A 19,103-nucleotide genomic window follows, 5' to 3' on the forward strand; every position below is an offset into this window, starting at 1 on the left:
ACTTTAACTTTCATTGCATGGCTATTAAAACAAGGAATGAAGTTTTTATAGAGCCTTTAAAAATCAAGCATTTTCACCTAACAAATAACAGGCTTTTATTGATCTGACACAAATAAAGTGTCAATCAATGGGTCTGTTATTTTCATTTTTTTCATTTTTTTATTTGCATTTTAAAAAACACTGCTGCTATAGTCAGGACAAGACCGAGCTGTTTTGGTCCTTACCGGGTGCGAAAGATGAAGTATTTAAGTTTTATCGCAGTGTTGTTTTACCTAAGTTTGCTGTTTCCTACGGCAGGCCATTCTGCATCCAGCAGTTGGGTAGATTTACAACAAGCGAATAAAAACTTCACTGTTGCCCTGGTTGCTTCAGCTACACACTCCACTGTCGACTCGACAGAAACTTCAAGTGATGATGAGAAAAGCCCTGTCTGCTGGAATAGTTTTGAATTCCCAGCGGCACAGAACGGCGCTTATCAACAAACACAAAGCCAATTCAGTACAGTGCAACAAAGCTGTTATGCAGCACGCGCACCACCAGTACACCTCTCTTAAATCATTGAAATTGTCAGAGTTTCCGGCTTCTTAGTCACTATCTGACGACATCCATTGTATTGATTTCAGTTTCGCTGCCTCTGAGCGGACTGACGAGAGGTTTCTATGAAAAAGTTAAATTTATTCAACGTTGATGTAATAGACCATTTAGTTCAGCCAGCAGAATTTGCCGAAGCAAATGTCAACTCAGCAGCGCTGGATTTTGTGTCTGACTTTAAGACCACCAGCCCAATGATGATTGATGCTAATACCTGTGCAGTCGAAGCAGAGGATATGATGAATCATGAACATACCAAATTAAAACTGGTAATAGACGCCAATCAGGAATTGATTGGTTTAATCAGCTACGAACAGTTGTCTATCCAGAATGTACTACAACGTTTAGGCAAAGGCGTGAATCGTACTGACCTGACCGTAGCCGATTTAATGCGTCCACGTTCTGAAATCAAAGCTTTGGCTTATGAACAAATCAAACACTGCACTATCGGTGATGTGCTGAACACATTGCAACACAATGGTGAGCAGCACTGTTTAGTGATAGATACCGACTCTCACCACATCCGCGGTGTGATATCAGCAAGCGATATCGCCAGCCGTTTGCATATTCCGGTTCATATTGAAAAAGCTCCGACTTTTTTAAATATTTTTGACCGTATGTATGCCTGATCGACCTTTGACGGGTCGTTAACGCGGCCTGCTAAAGCATGTTTTCTCCTGGTTTTCCCCGTTTCGTAGTCATTCCCGCGGAACGGGGTTTTTGAAAGCCGCCACAGAGTATAGGTACCTCCAAGACCTCCCCTCTGCCTGGTTTCCTGGTTTATGGCGGCGTTTTCCTCCTTCAATAGCATAAGTACCTCCAAGACCTGCCTCCCAAAACAACTCCTATAAACAACTGAATATAAAGATAAAAAGACACCTTCATCAAATCTTCAGCAAATCTTTATGCTTTCTTTTTAAGCCAATAAAGCATTGCCTGTTATGTTCCTGGTCACCGTTATTTGATGGGTAAAAAAAGATGAAGAGAACACTGCTAGTCGCTATAAAAATTCTGCTTTCTTTGGGCCTGCTTTTTGCTGCAACTCATCACCTGACAGCACAGGCATTGGCTGCAGAATCAAAACCAATTCACACTGATAGTCAGCAAAAGCTCTCAGGAAAAATCATTTTCTCAACCACAGCCAAAGCTATAGAGTCATACCAAGCCACTGAGCTCATCCAGAGATTTGAGCTTAATAGCACAAAAAGCCTGTATTTTAATGCTGTACTAGACCAGCCGCTTACAGCCTATTTGCAGGAATTAGCACCTGAATTATCTGCTGAAGAAGTTAACAAAATCGGCAATTACCAATTTACCTTTTATGTCGATGGTTCAGTGGTTTACACCGAAAACTTAAATCTGGCGGCAGGCTTATCCACTGAAAAGTCCAGCCACAAAGTGTTGATGAAGCCGTTTTTTAGTGAAGCCAGCGAAGACTCCTGGGGGCGCTTTTTATGGATGCGCTTTATGCATTTCGGTGGAGAACAAGCCATGACGGAAGGCGTTCATACGCTGAAAATAGAAATCAGACCCTACGTCAAAACAGCTGATATAAAAATTGGTAACCTGATTGCTACAGGTGAAATTTCAGTGCAGGTGGTAAAACCCAAGGCGACTGAGCAGCAAATAGCTATTCAACCCATTCAGGCCACCCATGACTGGATTATTTCGAAAGACAGCTACAACAAAGATTTGATTAGAGCAATGAACAAAAAAATTGCTGAAAAAGACTTCAAAGATATTAGCAGTGTGGTTGTGATTAAAGATGGAGCTTTGTTATTGGAAGAATACTTTAATGGCAGTGAACGTGCATCCTTGCATGACCCTCGCTCTGTGGGTAAAAGCTTTGCTTCCACTATGCTGGGCATAGCCATAGCCGAAGGTTTTATTCAAAGCGAAAGGCAAAGTCTGAGTGAGTTTTACCCGCTAAAGAACTACCAAAACTACTCAACCCAAAAAGCCAATGTCAGCCTGAAAGACCTGATGACAATGACTTCGGGTTTTGCCGGAGATGATTCGGATTCAGCCTCCCAAGGCAATGAAGAAAACATGTATCCAACACCAGACTGGGTGAAATTCACGCTGGATTTACCTATGCAAAATCCAACATCCTCCGCCAAAGAATGGAGCTACTTTACGGCTGGTGTGGTGATTTTAGGTGATGTTTTACACCAAAAAATACCTGATGGCCTGGAAGCATATGCTGATAAAAAGTTGTTTGCACCGCTGGGTATCACTGAATACCAATGGCAATACACCCCACAAAAAGTAGCTAATACAGCCGGAGGCATCCGCTTAAGAGCATTGGATTTTGCCAAATATGGCCAGCTGTATAAAAATGGCGGAAGCTGGGGCAAGCAACAAATTATTCCTGCAGACTGGGTAAAAGCGAGTTTAGCTGAGCAGGTGGCACGGACAGAGCAAAAGGATGGTGGCCATTATGGCTATTTATTCTGGAACGATAGGATTCAGTCGGGCCAGCAGTCTTTTGAAGTGGCTTATGCCAGCGGCAATGGCGGCAATAAAATCTTTATTTTCAAAGACATTCCGTTGGTTATTGTGATCACAGCCAAAGCCTATAACAAAGCTTATGGCCACCCCCAGGTCGCGCAGATGATTAGTGACTATCTTTTGCCGGCTATTCTGCACTAACCCCTTCGTACTTGAAGCTGCAGCTTTGTTGACTGCGCGCTCTCGCCCCAGTCACATAGGTAAACTATGTGACTGGGGTCTCGTGTGCTTGTCGCCTCCCTGCAACTCCAATTACTTTGGGTATAGATCAGCAAAGCAGCTATTTCTGACTTATGTTTCCGGCGGCGGATAAGCTGCCAGAAACTCCTGATGCATCTTTTCTCTGCGTTGATTTATATCGTCAATCAGTTGATAAAACTCTGTCCGCTCTTTCAGTGCAGTAAACAAGGGCGACAGAGCTAAATATTCACTATTCAGGTAACCCGACTGGACAGCTTTTTGCAAATAACCCAGCGCAGCGTTCTGGTCTTTGACAGCCCATAAAGCAATCAAAGATGCCTCAATATAGTTAATAGGCCAACTGTCACCACGCTCTACTGTCTCTTCAATGTCGCTTAACCTTTTAATAGCCTCTTGCGCTGTCAGTTGGTTATTTAAAATCTGCATCAGGCTATTCGGATAAGAGGTACCAGGGCTCACTTCTGCTGCGGCTTTAAACCAAGGCAAAGCCTTTTCTTTTCCCTCTAACAGCCAGACCAACTCAGCATAATAAGCAAACACCTCGTGGCGCTTAATGTCCCGCTTCAGTACTTTTTCAAACTCACTTTTCGCTTCAGTCAAACGGCCCTGAAAATATAAAAAGCGCGGATAAGCTTCGTTGATAAAGACGTTGTCCGGATAAAGCACAAACAACTCCTGATAGTTAAGTTGTGCTTTTGAGCTGAAGTTCAGCAGTTCAAAAATTCGGCTGATTTGCAAATCGGCCATGTGATTATTCGGCTGCAGCTGTTTAGCTTTTACCGTTAAATCATAGGCTTGAATAAGCTCACCTTTGGTTTCTAATAAATGCGCTGCCGAACCCATGCTGGCATAGTTTTTCGCATCAAGCTGAGTTGATAACATATAGGCTGCTAAAGCCCGATCGAGATGACCAAGACAATCCCAGGCATAGGCAACTGCAGCCTGAGCTTTACTTTTATCACTGTCACTGCCATTGAGTGCGAGCGCTTGCAGAGCATATTGTTTGGCTTCCATTGCAAGCTCAGCTGGCTGATTGTATCTGCAAACCGATTTACTCAGCGCTAAACTTAAGCCAATAAGCGCAGCCTGATTGTTTGGCTCAAGTTTGAGTGCTTCGCTGAATAACTCTATGGATCTGTTGGTATTGTCGCCCTGCCCTGTGCTGGAGTAATAATTTCCACGCTCGATCAGTAACTCAACCGGATTGCTGGCCTGAACTTCAGTATTGGTAGCGGCGATATCTGAAACTGGTGTTTCTTTATTCAGCATCCAATAAAGCGCTGCAGTAATGCTCAATAGCGCAACTACAACTGGCACTCTGAGCGATAACCTTTTTGGCGTTATGGCTGACGGCTCTATGGGCTTTACCAATAAACGATAGCCACGGCCACGCACCGACTCAATATAGGTAGGCTGTTTCGGATCATCGTCCAACGCCTTTCTCAATAAGGTAATACGCTGGGTAATAGTCTCGCTGCTTACAATAGTATTTTTCCAGACAGCTGCTGTTATTTGCTCAACAGTGCAGACTTTTCCGGCATGCTCAATCAAATACATCAGCAGTTCAAAGGAGAGCTTGGGCAGTTCAATCTCTTGTCTGTCTGAACCCTGCACGCGGTACACTTTGTACTCGTCGGGCTCTACAACTAAATCCAGTAATTCCACTTGCCGCATCTGCTGTCCAAATTTGCTGTCTAAACGAGTAGTGAGAAATTTTTGTAACTCTGAGCTGCACTATAAGCTTTCCGCTACACAGATTAAACGAGTCTGGTACTAATAGTGTTTAGCTGCTGTTATCCGGCCGAATAACATCTGAAAAAATACATGTACAATCAATTGGTTAACAAAAAATCACAGTAAAATAAAACCCACAAGACCGAATTTACTAAAGCTTTCCCGATCACAGCAGATACATAAGCATCAGGTTTAACTGCTTTTGATAAGGAGATACAAATGAACGAAGCCAGCCGCTTACAAAGAATGCGTGAACTTGGAGTACGTCTCCAGGAGCTGCGTTTGCTGCCTTCGCATTCTGTAAACTCTTATGCCGGAGCAGCTATTAACTTCTTGTTCCAGAACTACAAAATTGAAAAACCAGCAGGTGCACCTTTGGATGTGACCTTACGTGCTTTAGCTACAGGTCTGGCATTAAGACACAATATGCAAACCCGGCCGGACCCGGACAAAGTGATCGACTTTTTCTGTCGTCATTATCAGGTGCATTAACCAACCCCTGCTCCGACTAAAGCTGCTGAAAAGCAGCTTTTTGCGTTATATTTGCGGCTTTTGACCAACATCAGCTTTGGATCAATCCTCTACACTGCTGCTTATATTTTATTAACTGAGTCATTCTGATGCGAAGCAACCTGGATTGGTTTCGTCATGCTTTTGCTTATGAATGTGGCGCTATTGTTCTGAGAACTTTATGCACTCTGGCTGTGGCGGATACAGCTCTTGGCAGCGCTTCTGCTTTTTCGTTATTCAGCTCATTTACTGTGTTTTTGCTGACCTTAACTCACACCAAAGTTTTTGATTATTGGTTATGGCGATCGACTGGCTCTTTAGCTAAAACAGGCAAAGTGCGGCTTTTGCATTGTGTCAGTTATGAATTAGCCGGCGCAGCACTTAGTATTCCTTTAACCTTATGGCTGCTGGATTTTAATCTGACTCAGGCTTTATGGCGGGAAGCCTTGATGTTTATCGTGTTTTTGTTGTACACCTACCTGTATAACTATGGTTATGACTATTTTTTTCCGGTAACCCATGCCAAAACTTATTCTCAAAATAATTGATGTTGCAGCGCGGCGACAAGTGAATGAGTCCCCATGAGCATAGTTAACCTATGCGATTGGGGCGAGAGCATGCAGTCAACAAAGCGGCAGCTTCAAGTATGATGAGAATATCGATTCGCGCTTATAACCCTGAACCTCAAAGCCACAGCCATGATCACCATCAATTGGTGTTGCCTTTGGCTGGCCGGTTAAATCTACTGATCAATCAGCAACAATTTCAGGTGGGTACTGCAGAATGTCTGGTGATCACTGCAGGCACAGAACATGGCTTTTCTGCCGCTGAACAATGCCGGTTTTTAGTCGTAGATTTAACGCATTTACCTGCACATTTGCTGCATTTAACTCAACCTGTGTTTCAGTTGTCTGCTCGGATGCAGCCTTATTTATTGGTGTTAGAACAGCTGTTAGTGCAACAAAATCAGCAACTATTGCCAGCAGCTCAGCAGTTTTTTCTACAGTTACTGGAAGCAGAGCAGCCAGCACCAGCAGTGGACAAAAGAATACGTCAGGCACTTCTCTACATGCAGGACCATTTGGCAGAAGAGTTAGATTTAGTGATGCTGGCCAGCAAAGCCAGTTTGAGTTTAAGTCAGTTTAAACAACTGTTTCGCCAGCAGTTAGGCCAGAGCCCAGGTCAGTATTTAACGACTTTACGCATGCAGCACAGTCGAACTTTATTGCTGTTTTCCAACTTATCAGTGCAGCAAATAGCACTGGAATGCGGCTACCAATCGGCTTCTGCCTTTAGTGCACGTTTTTCGCAGTTTTTTGGGCAAAGCCCACAGCAGTTCAGAGGACAGCAGTAAAGAGATTCTGCTAAAGCTTAATCAGCTCTATAGCACCACGTTTTTGCATAGTGACATAAAGTAAGCTTGGGTCTTTTTGTGAAAAAGTGACATTGGTTGGAAACTCACCTTTTAGCAGGTATTCCTTTAGCAACTTGCCATCCGGGCTGACTTTGGCAACCACACCTTTACCATAACGGGCTATATATAAATTGCCTTTTGCATCGGTACGCATGCCGTCTAAACCAAAATCCGGGAATTGGATCAGCAATCTTTTATTGCTGGCCTGAAGCTTTTTATCCAGATCGTAAACCCAGACCTTACGCTGCGCGCTTTCGTTGACATACAACCGGGTTTGGTCCGGGCTGATTTCCACGCCGTTGGTCGTTCCCATGTCTTTTTCAACCAGACTGGAGCTGCCGTCTGTATCAATGCGCCACAACTGACCTTTACGGTTTTTCCAATCCGGATCACTGGCAAAAATAACGCCATTAGCCGCTATGGTTAAATCGTTGGGCTGAAACATTAAAGGCTGATGGGCATGCAGTTGCAGCTGTTTACCGTCATAACGCCAGATATTATGGCCGGTATAATCCGCTATATACATCAGGCCTTTCTGGTCAAAACGAATACCGTTGCCGATGCTGCCTTTGGGCAAGGTCAGGGCCAAACTCACCTCTCCTTGGGGACTCACTTTGCCAATAGTGCCTTCGACACCATAATTCACCGCATACAAATAGCCGTTTTTATCTGTAGCAGGGCCTTCAATGCTTGCATGAAAAACACCGTCAGGCACAAAATCGCTGCTGTCGGGTTGTGTGCTGGCTTGCGCGATCAAACCCGATATGGATACTAATAAAATCAGTAACTTACACTTCATCAGTTTTATCCTTTATATCTTAAGTTGGCTGTATGCCTTGGGCAAACCGCAATAGCAGCTCCGGGTCGTAACGGCCTTTAAGCTGCTGTAGTTTTTCATAGTGATTGCCATAATAAGCTTCAGGCCAGTTTTTAATCAAAGCATCGGTGTAATTTAGATAGGCACCACCGGTACTGTAAGGTTGCATCACAGTACGCATATGATTGACCCAAAGCGCAGCGCCCCGCATTAACTTTTCATCAGCGCCGACAGGGCGGCTCACCAGATACTGAGCACTAAAAAGCGCATCTCTGTGAGCAAAAGCGGTGTGATCTGCAGGCACAGAGCTGATAGCCCCACCCATCAGAGTCAGTAAAATACCACCGGATAATCCTTGTTGCTGACGCTGCTGCACCTGCCCCAATAAAGCTTCTAATCCGGCTCTGCTGATGGCTTTATTAAAAAAGTCTGAGCTGCCCGCCATAGCCACACGTTTAAGTTTGGCTTGCTCTGATTGATGTGGCAATTTGCACTCTGGCATCTCCAAACCAGCACAATCCGTCAGCATATACTCGCGGTAATTATGCAGCACCACATCCTGCTCTACAGGTTGCACAGGCAAACGTCTTAACCAATTCACCCATTGCTGCTGCAACAATTTAATCTGACCTAAACTGGTCACCCGTATTTGTAATTGCGGTTCATGACCTGGCATAGCTCGCCACCATAAAGCAGCCTGAGACCATAAAGCCTCAGGTAACTGACGGCTCCAGTGTTGCCATAAATTCAGCACAGGCAAAGCGTCTTTTAACGCAAAATAAGCATGACAACTTAAGATATCTGTAGTGGCAAAAGTCTGAAATTTCAGGCGGGTGACTATACCAAACTGACCGCCACCGCCCCCTCTTAAAGCCCAGAATAGATCAGCGTTTTGCTGCTCATTACAACGCAGTACATCACCATCCACAGTCACCAGTTCTGCTTCCAGCAAGGCGTCGCAAGTTAAGCCATACAAACGGTCGGCAATACCAAAACCTCCGCCCTGAGTTAAACCGGCAATACCTACTCCAACACAGCTGCCACCCGGAATAGAGCGGCCTTTTTTACTCAACTGATCATAAATATCACCCAGCTTAGCCCCAGCTCCTATCCAGGCCGTGTCGTCTTCAGCTTCATGCTGAATATCAGCCATTAAAGCCAAATCCAGCAAAATTCCTTTGGTGCTCGAATAACCGGCATAGTTATGACCACCACTGCGACCTGTGATGGGCAATTGAAACCAGCGGGCAAAAGCTAAAATTTGCTGCACATCGGAAGTGTTAGCACAACGGGCTATAACGGCAGGAATAATGCTGTCGTAACGGGAGTTGGCGGCTTTATAAAAACGACTAAAACCGGCATCTGCAGGAAACAACAATTGGCCAGAAAAGTTCGCTTTTAGCTGCTGCCAGTCGCTGGTTTCAGGCAAAGTGTTGGCCGGGCTAAACTGGCAGCCGGCTACAGTGGCTAAAGCAGCAGCACTGCTTAAAGTTAAAAAATGACGTCTGTCCAAAAGCAAGTCTTTTCAAAATGGGAACCGCAGGCAAATTAGCATAAATTGGCGGGATCTTCTTGTGGCAATACCGAAATAAGACCTTTCATCACTACCAGTAGTGAATCGACTCTATGTTTTCGTATTGCAGCTAAACTCAGTACATGGACACTTGACGTACAAATTGTGGACAATAACGACAACGAAAGTTATCATAAAAGATAACAAGGTAGGGATTACCTATGAATTGGAAAATTGATTTTTATGCTGGTGTAGAAGAACAGGTCCTCGACATGCCAGCCAAAACTCAGGCAAGGATGATTAAGCTATTAGAGTTAATGGAAAAACATGGAGCAAATCTAGGCCCTCCGCATACCGAGTCTATGGGTAATGGCTTATTTGAAATACGAGCTAAAGCTCAGGAAGGGATTGGGCGCGGGTTATTTTGTTACTTAAAAGGCAAGCATATCTATGTGTTGCATGCCTTCGTAAAAAAGTCTCAAAAAACACCTAAAAATGAGCTGGAACTTGCTCGCGAACGACAAAAAGAGGTTCAACATTTATGAGTCTGCAAAAACTAAAACAACGTGCTTTAGATAATCCTGAAGTGAAAGCTGAATACGAGCAGTTGGAGGCTGAATTTAACTTTATCGATCAACTCCTCTCCATGCGCACTAAAGCCGGGCTCACGCAAGAACAGGTTGCACAAAGGATGCAGACACAAAAGAGCAATATCAGCCGCTTAGAAAAAGGTAACTCCAACCCCAGCTGGTCTACGCTGGTGAAATATGCCCACGCCTGTGGTTTTGAGCTTTCGATTAAGTCGCATAAGATCTGAGTTTTCCCAGAACATATTACATTGCCCGGCGCAATCAGCATCAGATTGCCACGTATCATCCCCAAAGGTTAAGTGATTGATTGGTGATACTAAGCTACGAGTTCCTCTATCCATAAACTAAACCGTGGAACACGGCGTAAAACTGGACCCAGATCGGGTCGGGATAAACCCGACCCCTACAATGTTTTATCAATTTTTAGGGAAACTTTAAGCCGGTGATAACCACAAATTAGCTTGCAGAAACCACAAGTCCGAAACAACGCACCTACCAATTTTCCCTTGCCGCCTGAAAAAAAGCTGTTTATGCTGGCTGCACTTAGCTTGTCGGAGTGCTGCACAAACCTTGTTTGTCAGCTGAGACCGCCCTTGGGCGGAATCCGTGGAACCTGAACAGGATAATACCTGCGGAGGGAAACAAGAGCGCACACAGCGGCGGTGATCCGTCTGCCTGTTGGCGCACTCATTCGGCTCATCTTTTGATGGCTGTCCACGCTTTTCCCAAGCTCTGTTGAAAATTAACTATTTAATTATTTCATCGGAGTTTATATGTCAGAAAATCAAAACCGTCGCGCCACCCGCGCTGCCGCCGAACAATTTATTCAGCAGTTTCAAGGCCAGCCTTATCCCGCCAGCCGCAAGGTCTATATTCAAGGCGACTTACCCGGCGTGAAAGTCGGTATGCGTGAAATTGAACTGCAACCGAGTTTAATTGGCGGTACCAAAGACCAGCCTTTGTTTGCGCCTAATACGCCGGTGCGGGTGTACGACACTTCAGGCCCTTATTCCTGCCCTGACGCTCAAATTGATATCCGTAAAGGTTTGCCAACCCTCCGTATTGACTGGATCAAAGAGCGTGGCGACACTGAACTGGTGACCGACTTTGGTTCTGTCTACAGCAAAGAGCAGTGGCTGGATGAAAGCCTGCAAAGCTTAAGATTCGAGGCTTTAACAGAAAGACGCAAAGCCAAAGCTGGTGTAGCTGTCACTCAACTGGCCTACGCCCGTCGTGGCATTATTACGCCGGAAATGGAATACGTAGCCATTCGGGAAAACTTAAGCCGCGCTAATCTGGCTGCGGCCACTGAAGCCAGAACCCAGCATCCGGGCCAGAGTTTTGGTGCCAACTTACCCACACAAATTACTGCTGAATTTGTCCGGCAGGAAATAGCGGCAGGCCGCGCTATTTTGCCCGCCAATATCAATCACCCTGAAATTGAACCTATGATTATTGGCCGTAACTTTCTGGTGAAGGTGAACGCCAATATCGGCAATTCAGCGGTCAGTTCGTCCATCGAAGAAGAAGTGGAAAAACTGCTGTGGGCCACCCGTTGGGGCGCAGATACAGTGATGGATTTATCCACTGGCCGTTATATTCATCAAACCCGCGAATGGATTATTCGCAACAGCCCTGTACCTATTGGCACTGTGCCTTTGTATCAGGCGCTGGAAAAAGTCGGCGGCATAGCTGAAGACTTAAGCTGGGAATTATTCCGCGACACCTTAATTGAGCAGGCGGAGCAAGGGGTGGATTATTTTACTATTCACGCCGGAGTGCGCTTAGCTTATGTGCCTATGACGGCCAAACGCCTGACCGGCATAGTCTCGCGTGGCGGTTCTATTATGGCCAAATGGTGTCTGGCGCATCATCAGGAAAACTTTTTATATCAACACTTTGACGATATCTGCGACATTATGCGCGCTTACGATATCAGCTTTAGTTTGGGTGATGGTCTGCGCCCTGGCTCTATAGCCGATGCCAATGACGAAGCTCAGTTTGCCGAGCTGAAAACCTTAGGTGAACTGACACACCGCGCCTGGGCTAAAGATGTGCAGGTGATGGTGGAAGGCCCCGGCCATGTGCCTATGCAGCTTATTCGTGAAAATATGCAGTTGCAGCTGGAATACTGTGCTGAAGCGCCTTTTTATACTTTAGGCCCACTAACCACAGATATAGCACCGGGTTACGATCATCTGACGTCAGCTATTGGTGCTGCTCAGATTGGCTGGTATGGCTGCGCTATGCTTTGTTATGTCACACCCAAGGAGCATTTGGGTTTACCTGATAAAAACGATGTCAAAGAAGGCATGATTGCCTACAAAATTGCCGCCCACGCCGCCGATTTAGCCAAAGGCCATCCGGGTGCGCAAATACGGGATGATGCCCTATCCAAAGCCCGTTTTGAGTTCCGTTGGCAGGATCAGTTTAATTTAAGTTTAGACCCTGAACGCGCCCGCTCTTATCACGATCAAACGCTGCCACAGGAATCCGGCAAAGTAGCGCACTTTTGTTCTATGTGTGGCCCTAAGTTCTGTTCGATGAAAATCAGTCAGGATGTGCGCGACTATGCCGCCAGTATTGAAGTGAAACAGCTGGATACTGAGGTACAGCAAGCAGAAATGCAGAAAAAAGCGCAGCAATTCCGTCAATCTGGTGCAGAGCTTTATCACGGCTCTGATTCACAGTTGGAGGAACCACAGCTATGAACCCGACGCTGCTGATCCTCGGCGGCGGTTTAATGGGACGTTTATGCGCTTTGGCTTTGTCCGAACCAGGACTTTGGCCAAAGCCAGCCCGTATTCGCCTGCTGGAAAAGGGTAGTTTTAACCCTGACCAAGAGCTGTATCAACCCAGTGCAGCTTTTGCTGCTGCCGCTATGTTATCGCCTTTGGCGGAATCTGTGCTTTTAGAGCAGGATTTAGTTGAGCTGGGCTATCGCAGTATGCAGCTGTGGCAACAGCTGCAACAGCAACTGCCAGATTTTGGCCTGCAACACCAAGGGGCTTTGCTGCTGGCTCACCCACAGCAACAGCACCTGTTATTGCATTTGGTCAGTCAAATTAAAACCCAACCACACTATCAGCCCAAATGGCTCACTAAAACTGAACTGACAGAACTTGAGCCTTCGTTAGCCACTCGTTTTCAGCATTGTTGTTATTTGCCGGGCGAAGGACAGCTAGATAATCAGGCTTTTTTACAACATTCCCTGCAGCTATTGCAGCAAAGAGGTGTGTCGCTGGAAGCTCATTCAGCCGTTGAATTTAGAGGCAACCACCTCTGGTGTAACGGTCAGTTACAGCAAGCTGATTTGGTGATTGATTGCCGTGGTTTAGGTGCGTCCACTGAATTACCTCAATTAAGGGCTGTGCGGGGAGAAGTGCTAAGAGTTAAAGCGCCAGCAGTACAACTTAGCCGCCCTGTGCGGTTATTCCATCCGCGTTATGCGCTTTATATAGCCCCCAAAGGCGACGGTATTTTTGTGGTAGGCGCTACAGAGCTGGAGTCGGCTGATCAATCCGGTCCTTCGGTGCGTTCGACGCTGGAACTGCTTTCGGCTTTGTATTCAGTAGACCCTGCTTTTGCTGATGCGGAAATTTTAACTGTACAGGCTTCGGCCCGCCCCGCTTTGCCAGATAACAGACCTGCAATTTCAGATGAACCCGGCCTTATTCGGGTCAATGGCTTATACCGTCACGGTTATTTATTAGGCCCGGCTTTGGCTGAACAAGTGGCCCAGCTGGCTTTGCTGCAGCTCAGTGAAGCTAAGGAGCTGTGTTATGGCTGAACATATGAAAACAGAGCTAAGCATCTGGCTGAATGGTAAAACCGAAATCTTAAACTCCAGTCAATTAAACGATCTGTTGCCACGCTTTCATGCCCCTTTTGCTGTGGCTTTAAATGGCCGTTTTATTGCTGCAGCCCAGTATCCAGACACTCTGCTAAAAGCCGGTGATCAGCTTGATATTGTCAGCCCTATAGCCGGAGGTTAAGCATGCAAACCGAATTTAACATTTACGGCCAAACCCTTAGCAGCAGGCTGATTTTAGGCAGCGCTTTGTATCCAAACCCAGCGATGATGCAGCAGGCATTACAACACAGTGGCTGCGAGGCTGTAACTTTAAGCTTGCGTCGGCAAGCGCCTGAACAGCAAGGCGGCGAGCAGTTCTGGCAACTGATCCGCGACTTAAAACTCAGGCTATTACCCAATACTGCAGGTTGCTATTCGGTGCAACAAGCTGTGACTTTGGCACAAATGTCGCGGGAAATTTTCCAGACCAACTGGATAAAACTAGAGCTGATAGGTGATGACTACAACCTTCAGCCCGACCCCATTTTATTGTTACAAGCGGCCGAACAACTGCTGGCGGATGGTTTTGAGGTCTTGCCTTATTGCACAGACGATTTGGTGCTGTGCAAAAGACTGTATGAACTCGGCTGCAAAGTGTTGATGCCCTGGGCAGCGCCTATAGGTTCGGGCTTAGGTGTATTAAACCCTTATGCACTGCGGACTTTACGAGAGCGTTTACCGGACGCCACTTTAATAGTGGATGCAGGTTTAGGTTTACCCAGTCACGCCTGTCAGGTGATGGAAATGGGCTTTGATGGCGTATTACTAAATTCCGCTGTGGCTTTGGCCAAAGACCCTCTATTGATGGCTAAGGCTTTTTCTCAGGCTGTATCCGCTGGCCGCTCAGCATTTTTAGCGGGCGCTATGCCGAAACAGGATTTCGCCAGCCCTTCGACACCAGTGCTTGGTATGCCGTTTTGGTTGCAGGAGGCTCCATGATTCAAGCAACTCATGCAGCAAATCAGGCAACAATGCAGACAACAATACTGTGGAGTATTGCAGGTTCAGACAATAGCGCAGGCGCTGGTATTCAGGCCGACTTAAAAACCATCCAGAGTTTTTCCAAGCCAGAGCAGCCCTTGCACTTATGCACTTTAGTTACAGCTATTACCGCCCAGCATAGTTCTGGTGTTGATGCGTGCATGACTGTCTCTGTGGATTTGCTGCAACAGCAGGCAATTGCTTTACTCAAAGATGCGAAGCCTTCAGTGATTAAAATTGGTTTGCTGGTCAATTCTGCCCAGGTGCTTTGGCTGACGGATTTAGTCAGGCAACTCAGACAACAGCAACCTGACTTACTGGTGATTTACGACCCTGTTGCTATCAGCAGTTCAGGCTCAACAATGGCAGAGCCCGATTTATATCAGGCGGTGATGCAGCATTTATTGCCACAACTTGATCTGCTGACACCCAACTTGCCAGAGCTGGAGGCTTTAACCCAAAGCTCAGATCCTGAGCTGGCAGTGCAGCTGCTGTTCAAAGCCGACGTAAAAGCCGTTCTGGTAAAAGGAGGCCATGCGGAGACGACAGTGTGCACCGATCAGCTTTTTATTAGCGCTGATTTTCGCTACTGCGGTTATCCGGCTTATACCCATCAGATCCGCCTTCGCAGCCCACGCCAACAACATGCTTTTAACCATGGCACAGGTTGTTGTTTTAGCAGTGCTTTGGCGGCGGCTTTGGCTTTAGGTTATGCGTTGGAAGATGCTTTTGTGGTGGCCAAAACTTATATCAATCAGGGATTAAGTCAGCCAGTTGTGCTTACAGAACACACAGGCACTTTAGGTCATCACGGTTTTCCTGCCAAGCCGGAGTTTTTACCAGAGTTGCTCACTGAACATCTGCAGCCACAGACCCAGGCCTTTGCGCCTCTAAAAGCAGCTTTGGGTTTGTATGTGATAGTGCCTTCAGTCACAGAGTTACAAAGAGCCTTAGCGGCCGGAGTCAAAACCCTACAGCTACGGATAAAAAACACAGATCAGCAGCTGCTACGCCAACAGATCAAAGAGGCAATTCAGCTTTGTCAGCACCCTGATATTCAGCTGTTTATCAACGATCATTGGCAACTAGCTTTGGAGCTTGGCGCTTATGGTGTGCATTTAGGTCAGGAAGACATTGATCAAGCCAACTTAGCAGCTTTGCAACAAGCCGGACTTCGGCTGGGTGTATCCAGCCATGGTTTTTATAAACTCTTAAGAGCGCAGCAACTCAAGCCGAGTTATCTGGCGATAGGCGCAGTTTTTGCCACCCAAACCAAAGAAATGGGCGGCAAATTACAGGGTCTGCAGAAGCTTTATCGTTATCCTGCCTTATTCCCAAAGATTCCGTTGGTAGCTATTGGTGGCATTAATGCAACCAATGCCAAAGCTGTGTTAGCGACTGGTATCAGGCACTTAGCTGTAGTACAGGGATTTGCTCAAGCAACAGATCCCAAACTTTGGGTGCAACAGATGCAACAGTTAATCAGCGAGGCGCTTCATGCTCACTGATTTAGAATTTATCCGTTATAGCCGCCAATTGATGTTACCCGGTTTTGGCGAAGCAGCTCAGCTGAAACTAAAACAAACGAAAGTGCTGCTCATTGGCTGTGGTGGTTTAGGCAATGCCGCCAGTCAGTATCTGGTGTCGTCCGGTATAGGCCAACTGACCTTGGTTGACGGCGATAAAGTGGAGTTGTCCAACCTGCAACGGCAAGTTTTATTCCGCGACAGCGACAGAGGTTTTAATAAAGCCCAAATAGCAGCGCGCCAGCTTAAACAGCTCAATCCTTATGTACAGATCAAAGCCGTAGAACAGCATTTTAGCGCCGACAATGCTGCAACTTTATTGGCAAATACTGACTGGGTATTAGACTGCACTGATAACTTCAAAAGCCGAAAGCTTATCAATCAGCTCTGTCAGCACCATCAAATCAGCCTGATAAGCGCTGCCGCTATAGCCCAACAAGGCCAACTGGTGCTCTGGCCTTTTGCACATAACCAAAGCCCCTGCTACAGCTGTTTATTCCCGGATTTAACAGATCAATCCGGCAATTGCAGCAGCTTAGGCGTATTGGCACCTTTGCCTGGGATTATAGGTTCTATGCAAGCTATGTTACTGATCCAACAAATTATTCATCCGGACCATCAGGCAAAATTCTGGCAGTTTGAGGGGATAGGATTCAGGTTATCTGCTTATGATATGCCAGCGCAAAGTTGCCATTGCCGGGTTGAAAAAACAGACTGAAATACTATTTGTTAGGCAGCTCAAAACCACAGCGTTAAGGCTGTGGTTTTCACAAACTTCCTTACCAATCAATTATTTAGTTAGATAACGTGGGCCTGGTTTGGTATGGCCAAAACGTTGTGATAACTCTTTGCGGGCCGCTTCGAATGCATCCCACTCAGCACCATCTTGTAATGGCGGAATAGTGATCACTTCACCTGCATCCAGACCTGCCAAAGCAGCGTCCACCATATCTGCGGTGCTCATGACAATTTCAGTAGGTAAATGCTCATGCGGTAGGCCTGCCACATCCCAAAAATCTGTGGCAGTCGCACCTGGCAATACCGCCTGAATTCGAACGCCCTGCGAGGCCAGTTCATGCAGCAGCGACTGAGTCAGTGCCAGCACATAAGCTTTGGTTGCACCATAAACACCATTCAGAATTTCCGGCCCTACAGCGACTATAGAAGCAATATTAATTAAGGTGCCGCTACCTTGTTTGATGAATGCTGGTACTGCGGCATAGGTCAGGCGGGTTAAGGCGGTGACATTGATATCAATCATGCTGACCATGTCTTTGATATCGCTTTGCAGTAAAGGCGCTACAGCACCAAAACCTGCGTTATTGACCAGTAGATCAATACCACCTTTAGCCAACACGGCTTCCACTTGAGCTGATTCTGCCGGGTTCGCTAAATCAGCCTGGATCAGTTGCACATTGCGACCTGTTGCGCTGCGTATTGAAGCAGCTACAGCGTCTAAACGCTCTTTATTACGAGCCACCAGGATCAGGTCATAACCACGACGGGCTAAGCGATCCGCATATACAGCACCTATGCCAGATGAAGCGCCAGTGATCAAAGCAGTTTTAGTGTTCATAGTATATTCCTTGAATAAGTGTTGAAGACGGGTTCATTGTGGCAGAACGTAAAATAAGATAAATGACACAAAAAACGCATTTAAGGACATTTCTGACATTAGGATGAAACAGGAAAAAATAAACTTAATACAGCTGGACAAAGCTTTGAAAAGTACAAATAATGCGCAATATAAATTTATACATTTCTACGAATTACCCACCTTTTAGGACATCAGATGAATAAGCGTATCGGGCTCATTGTGTATGATGATTTTCAGATCCTGGACTTAGCCGCCCTGACCGTCTTTGAGTTCGCCAATACAATGCAACAGAAAATCCACTACCAGTTTGCGTCTTTGTCTGTGGAAGGGGGAGCAGTCAGAAGCTCCAGCGGGGTAGTCATAGAGACTCAGCCCATAGGCTTTGGCACTTATGACACCTTGGTAATAGCCGGAGCTTTGCTTATTCCAAAAGCCATGCCGGCTTTAGAAGCAAAATTAAACGAAGCGGCCTCTGGTACAAACCGTATTGCCAGTATTTGCAGTGGCGCTTTTGTGCTGGCGAAATCAGGTTTATTGGATGGCAAAAGAGCCACAACCCACTGGGCCTGGGGCAGGCATCTGCAGGATCAGCACCCTGCGGTTTTGGTGGATGAAGATAAAATTTATGTCAAAGATGGTCAGGTCTGGACATCAGCCGGAGCAACAGCCTGTATCGACTTAGCCCTTGCATTAGTAGAGGCCGACTTAGGCGCTGAAGTGACAAAAAGCATAGCGCGCCTGATGGTGGTGCATCATAGACGTACTGGCGGACAGTCTCAGTTTTCGGCTATGACAGAACTGGAACCCAGTTCAGATAGGGTCAGAGATGCGCTTAGATTTGCTAAAGAAAACCTGCAAAAAGATTTAACAGTGGACGATCTAGCAGAGCATGTGCACTGGAGCCCGCGCCATTTCAGCAGAGTCTTTCATAGCCAAACCGGCATGGCACCAGCCAAAGCTATAGAAAAACTAAGGCTGGAAGCAGCCAAATCTTTGATAGAACAAGGCCATTCCTCCATCAGCCGTATTGCAACTATGACAGGCTTCGGCGACGAAGAACGGATGCGCCGCGCTTTTTTGCGCACCTACGGCCAGTCGCCCAAAGCCTTTGTGCATTTGTCACGGCTGCAGCAGGATAATGTGTATTTGTCTTAAGTCTATTATCAAATAATTTTTGAAACTGATTCGGGATATCCGCTCTTTTACTGCTGAATCATACCTTTTATTCTGCTGCCTTAGAAAAACTGTATTAAGCCACTTTCATT

The 19,103-nt window shown here is 46.2% G+C and carries 19 protein-coding genes and 1 riboswitch; of the genes, 15 read left to right on the forward strand and 4 right to left on the reverse strand.

Annotation, left to right across the window (positions count from 1 at the left end):
• Nucleotides 1-236 precede the first annotated feature (236 nt).
• The 3 genes from LSG34_RS16985 to LSG34_RS16995 all read left to right on the forward strand — a co-directional run bounded on the left by LSG34_RS16985 (nt 237) and on the right by LSG34_RS16995 (nt 3,243).
• A complete protein-coding gene (locus tag LSG34_RS16985; protein ID WP_233010299.1) occupies nt 237-554 on the forward strand; it encodes a hypothetical protein in 318 nt (105 codons plus the stop codon).
• A 105-nt stretch (nt 555-659) separates the two neighbouring features.
• Nucleotides 660-1,220 carry a CBS domain-containing protein gene (locus LSG34_RS16990; RefSeq protein WP_233010300.1) on the forward strand — a complete coding sequence of 187 codons (561 nt, stop codon included), beginning with the start codon at nt 660-662 and terminating at the stop codon, nt 1,218-1,220.
• A gap of 349 nt (nt 1,221-1,569) precedes the next feature.
• A complete protein-coding gene (locus tag LSG34_RS16995) occupies nt 1,570-3,243 on the forward strand; it encodes a serine hydrolase domain-containing protein (RefSeq protein WP_233010301.1) in 1,674 nt (557 codons plus the stop codon).
• 150 nt (nt 3,244-3,393) lie between these two features.
• Here the strand turns inward: LSG34_RS16995 and LSG34_RS17000 are convergent, their stop codons facing one another.
• Nucleotides 3,394-4,977, reverse strand: coding sequence for a winged helix-turn-helix domain-containing protein (locus LSG34_RS17000; protein WP_233010302.1), 1,584 nt, complete (start codon nt 4,975-4,977; stop codon nt 3,394-3,396).
• A 279-nt stretch (nt 4,978-5,256) separates the two neighbouring features.
• On the opposite strand from LSG34_RS17000, the gene LSG34_RS17005 reads away from it, so the two are divergent.
• The 3 genes from LSG34_RS17005 to LSG34_RS17015 all read left to right on the forward strand — a co-directional run bounded on the left by LSG34_RS17005 (nt 5,257) and on the right by LSG34_RS17015 (nt 6,901).
• Nucleotides 5,257-5,529 (forward strand): hypothetical protein, encoded by a 273-nt coding sequence (locus tag LSG34_RS17005; RefSeq protein ID WP_233010303.1) that lies wholly within the window; start codon nt 5,257-5,259, stop codon nt 5,527-5,529.
• Nucleotides 5,530-5,657: 128 nt separating this feature from the next.
• Nucleotides 5,658-6,095: a chlorhexidine efflux transporter gene (locus LSG34_RS17010; RefSeq protein WP_233010304.1), complete on the forward strand. Its 438-nt coding sequence runs from the start codon at nt 5,658-5,660 to the stop codon at nt 6,093-6,095.
• 98 nt (nt 6,096-6,193) lie between these two features.
• Nucleotides 6,194-6,901, forward strand: a complete 708-nt coding sequence (locus tag LSG34_RS17015) for an AraC family transcriptional regulator (RefSeq protein ID WP_233010305.1) — start codon at nt 6,194-6,196, stop codon at nt 6,899-6,901.
• A 10-nt stretch (nt 6,902-6,911) separates the two neighbouring features.
• Here the strand turns inward: LSG34_RS17015 and LSG34_RS17020 are convergent, their stop codons facing one another.
• Both LSG34_RS17020 and LSG34_RS17025 read right to left on the reverse strand, forming a co-directional pair.
• The gene (locus tag LSG34_RS17020) at nt 6,912-7,760 is read right to left on the reverse strand and encodes an SMP-30/gluconolactonase/LRE family protein (RefSeq protein WP_233010306.1); all 849 of its coding nucleotides are present in this window, start codon (nt 7,758-7,760) and stop codon (nt 6,912-6,914) included.
• A 19-nt stretch (nt 7,761-7,779) separates the two neighbouring features.
• Nucleotides 7,780-9,291 carry an FAD-binding oxidoreductase gene (locus LSG34_RS17025; protein WP_233010307.1) on the reverse strand — a complete coding sequence of 504 codons (1,512 nt, stop codon included), beginning with the start codon at nt 9,289-9,291 and terminating at the stop codon, nt 7,780-7,782.
• A gap of 221 nt (nt 9,292-9,512) precedes the next feature.
• Between LSG34_RS17025 and LSG34_RS17030 the strand changes: the two genes are divergently transcribed.
• From LSG34_RS17030 to LSG34_RS17065, 8 genes are all read left to right on the forward strand, one after another.
• Nucleotides 9,513-9,836, forward strand: coding sequence for a type II toxin-antitoxin system RelE/ParE family toxin (locus LSG34_RS17030; RefSeq protein WP_233010308.1), 324 nt, complete (start codon nt 9,513-9,515; stop codon nt 9,834-9,836).
• Nucleotides 9,833-10,108: a helix-turn-helix domain-containing protein gene (locus LSG34_RS17035; protein ID WP_127019675.1), complete on the forward strand. Its 276-nt coding sequence runs from the start codon at nt 9,833-9,835 to the stop codon at nt 10,106-10,108. Before LSG34_RS17030 ends, LSG34_RS17035 begins: the two co-directional genes overlap by 4 nt.
• A 315-nt stretch (nt 10,109-10,423) precedes the next feature.
• Nucleotides 10,424-10,539: riboswitch (TPP riboswitch) on the forward strand.
• 115 nt (nt 10,540-10,654) lie between these two features.
• The gene (thiC, locus tag LSG34_RS17040) at nt 10,655-12,592 is read left to right on the forward strand and encodes a phosphomethylpyrimidine synthase ThiC (protein ID WP_233010309.1); all 1,938 of its coding nucleotides are present in this window, start codon (nt 10,655-10,657) and stop codon (nt 12,590-12,592) included.
• The gene (locus LSG34_RS17045) at nt 12,589-13,671 is read left to right on the forward strand and encodes an FAD-dependent oxidoreductase (protein WP_233010310.1); all 1,083 of its coding nucleotides are present in this window, start codon (nt 12,589-12,591) and stop codon (nt 13,669-13,671) included. The genes thiC and LSG34_RS17045 overlap by 4 nt, the downstream gene beginning before the upstream one ends.
• A complete protein-coding gene (gene thiS / locus LSG34_RS17050) occupies nt 13,664-13,876 on the forward strand; it encodes a sulfur carrier protein ThiS (RefSeq protein WP_233010311.1) in 213 nt (70 codons plus the stop codon). The genes LSG34_RS17045 and thiS overlap by 8 nt, the downstream gene beginning before the upstream one ends.
• A gap of 2 nt (nt 13,877-13,878) precedes the next feature.
• Complete coding sequence (locus LSG34_RS17055) at nt 13,879-14,673, forward strand: thiazole synthase (protein ID WP_233010312.1); 795 nt, start codon at nt 13,879-13,881, stop codon at nt 14,671-14,673.
• On the forward strand, nt 14,670-16,223 hold the full coding sequence (gene thiE / locus LSG34_RS17060) for a thiamine phosphate synthase (protein ID WP_233010313.1): 1,554 nt from the start codon (nt 14,670-14,672) through the stop codon (nt 16,221-16,223). Before LSG34_RS17055 ends, thiE begins: the two co-directional genes overlap by 4 nt.
• The gene (locus LSG34_RS17065; RefSeq protein ID WP_233010314.1) at nt 16,213-16,959 is read left to right on the forward strand and encodes a HesA/MoeB/ThiF family protein; all 747 of its coding nucleotides are present in this window, start codon (nt 16,213-16,215) and stop codon (nt 16,957-16,959) included. The genes thiE and LSG34_RS17065 overlap by 11 nt, the downstream gene beginning before the upstream one ends.
• Before the next feature lie 72 nt (nt 16,960-17,031).
• Here LSG34_RS17065 and LSG34_RS17070 read toward each other — a convergent pair whose 3' ends face one another.
• Entirely contained in the window at nt 17,032-17,817 is a 786-nt protein-coding gene (locus LSG34_RS17070) for an SDR family NAD(P)-dependent oxidoreductase (protein ID WP_233010315.1), read from the reverse strand.
• 216 nt (nt 17,818-18,033) lie between these two features.
• On the opposite strand from LSG34_RS17070, the gene LSG34_RS17075 reads away from it, so the two are divergent.
• Complete coding sequence (locus LSG34_RS17075) at nt 18,034-18,993, forward strand: GlxA family transcriptional regulator (protein WP_233010316.1); 960 nt, start codon at nt 18,034-18,036, stop codon at nt 18,991-18,993.
• Nucleotides 18,994-19,103: the final 110 nt, after the last annotated feature.

It is taken from the genome of Rheinheimera faecalis (genome assembly GCF_021290965.1).
In the GTDB taxonomy this organism is placed as follows: Bacteria; Pseudomonadota; Gammaproteobacteria; order Enterobacterales; family Alteromonadaceae; genus Pararheinheimera; species Pararheinheimera faecalis.

Coding starts and splice junctions, on each gene's coding strand:
- LSG34_RS16990 (WP_233010300.1), top strand. CDS start 660: ATGAAAAAGTTAAATTTATTCAACGTTGATGTAATAGACCATTTAGTT.
- LSG34_RS17020 (WP_233010306.1), bottom strand. CDS start 7,760: ATGAAGTGTAAGTTACTGATTTTATTAGTATCCATATCGGGTTTGATC.
- LSG34_RS17030 (WP_233010308.1), top strand. CDS start 9,513: ATGAATTGGAAAATTGATTTTTATGCTGGTGTAGAAGAACAGGTCCTC.
- LSG34_RS16985 (WP_233010299.1), top strand. CDS start 237: ATGAAGTATTTAAGTTTTATCGCAGTGTTGTTTTACCTAAGTTTGCTG.
- LSG34_RS17070 (WP_233010315.1), bottom strand. CDS start 17,817: ATGAACACTAAAACTGCTTTGATCACTGGCGCTTCATCTGGCATAGGT.
- LSG34_RS17055 (WP_233010312.1), top strand. CDS start 13,879: ATGCAAACCGAATTTAACATTTACGGCCAAACCCTTAGCAGCAGGCTG.
- thiC (WP_233010309.1), top strand. CDS start 10,655: ATGTCAGAAAATCAAAACCGTCGCGCCACCCGCGCTGCCGCCGAACAA.
- LSG34_RS17075 (WP_233010316.1), top strand. CDS start 18,034: ATGAATAAGCGTATCGGGCTCATTGTGTATGATGATTTTCAGATCCTG.
- LSG34_RS17005 (WP_233010303.1), top strand. CDS start 5,257: ATGAACGAAGCCAGCCGCTTACAAAGAATGCGTGAACTTGGAGTACGT.
- LSG34_RS17000 (WP_233010302.1), bottom strand. CDS start 4,977: ATGCGGCAAGTGGAATTACTGGATTTAGTTGTAGAGCCCGACGAGTAC.
- LSG34_RS17015 (WP_233010305.1), top strand. CDS start 6,194: ATGATGAGAATATCGATTCGCGCTTATAACCCTGAACCTCAAAGCCAC.
- thiE (WP_233010313.1), top strand. CDS start 14,670: ATGATTCAAGCAACTCATGCAGCAAATCAGGCAACAATGCAGACAACA.
- LSG34_RS17035 (WP_127019675.1), top strand. CDS start 9,833: ATGAGTCTGCAAAAACTAAAACAACGTGCTTTAGATAATCCTGAAGTG.
- LSG34_RS16995 (WP_233010301.1), top strand. CDS start 1,570: ATGAAGAGAACACTGCTAGTCGCTATAAAAATTCTGCTTTCTTTGGGC.
- LSG34_RS17045 (WP_233010310.1), top strand. CDS start 12,589: ATGAACCCGACGCTGCTGATCCTCGGCGGCGGTTTAATGGGACGTTTA.
- LSG34_RS17010 (WP_233010304.1), top strand. CDS start 5,658: ATGCGAAGCAACCTGGATTGGTTTCGTCATGCTTTTGCTTATGAATGT.
- LSG34_RS17065 (WP_233010314.1), top strand. CDS start 16,213: ATGCTCACTGATTTAGAATTTATCCGTTATAGCCGCCAATTGATGTTA.
- thiS (WP_233010311.1), top strand. CDS start 13,664: ATGGCTGAACATATGAAAACAGAGCTAAGCATCTGGCTGAATGGTAAA.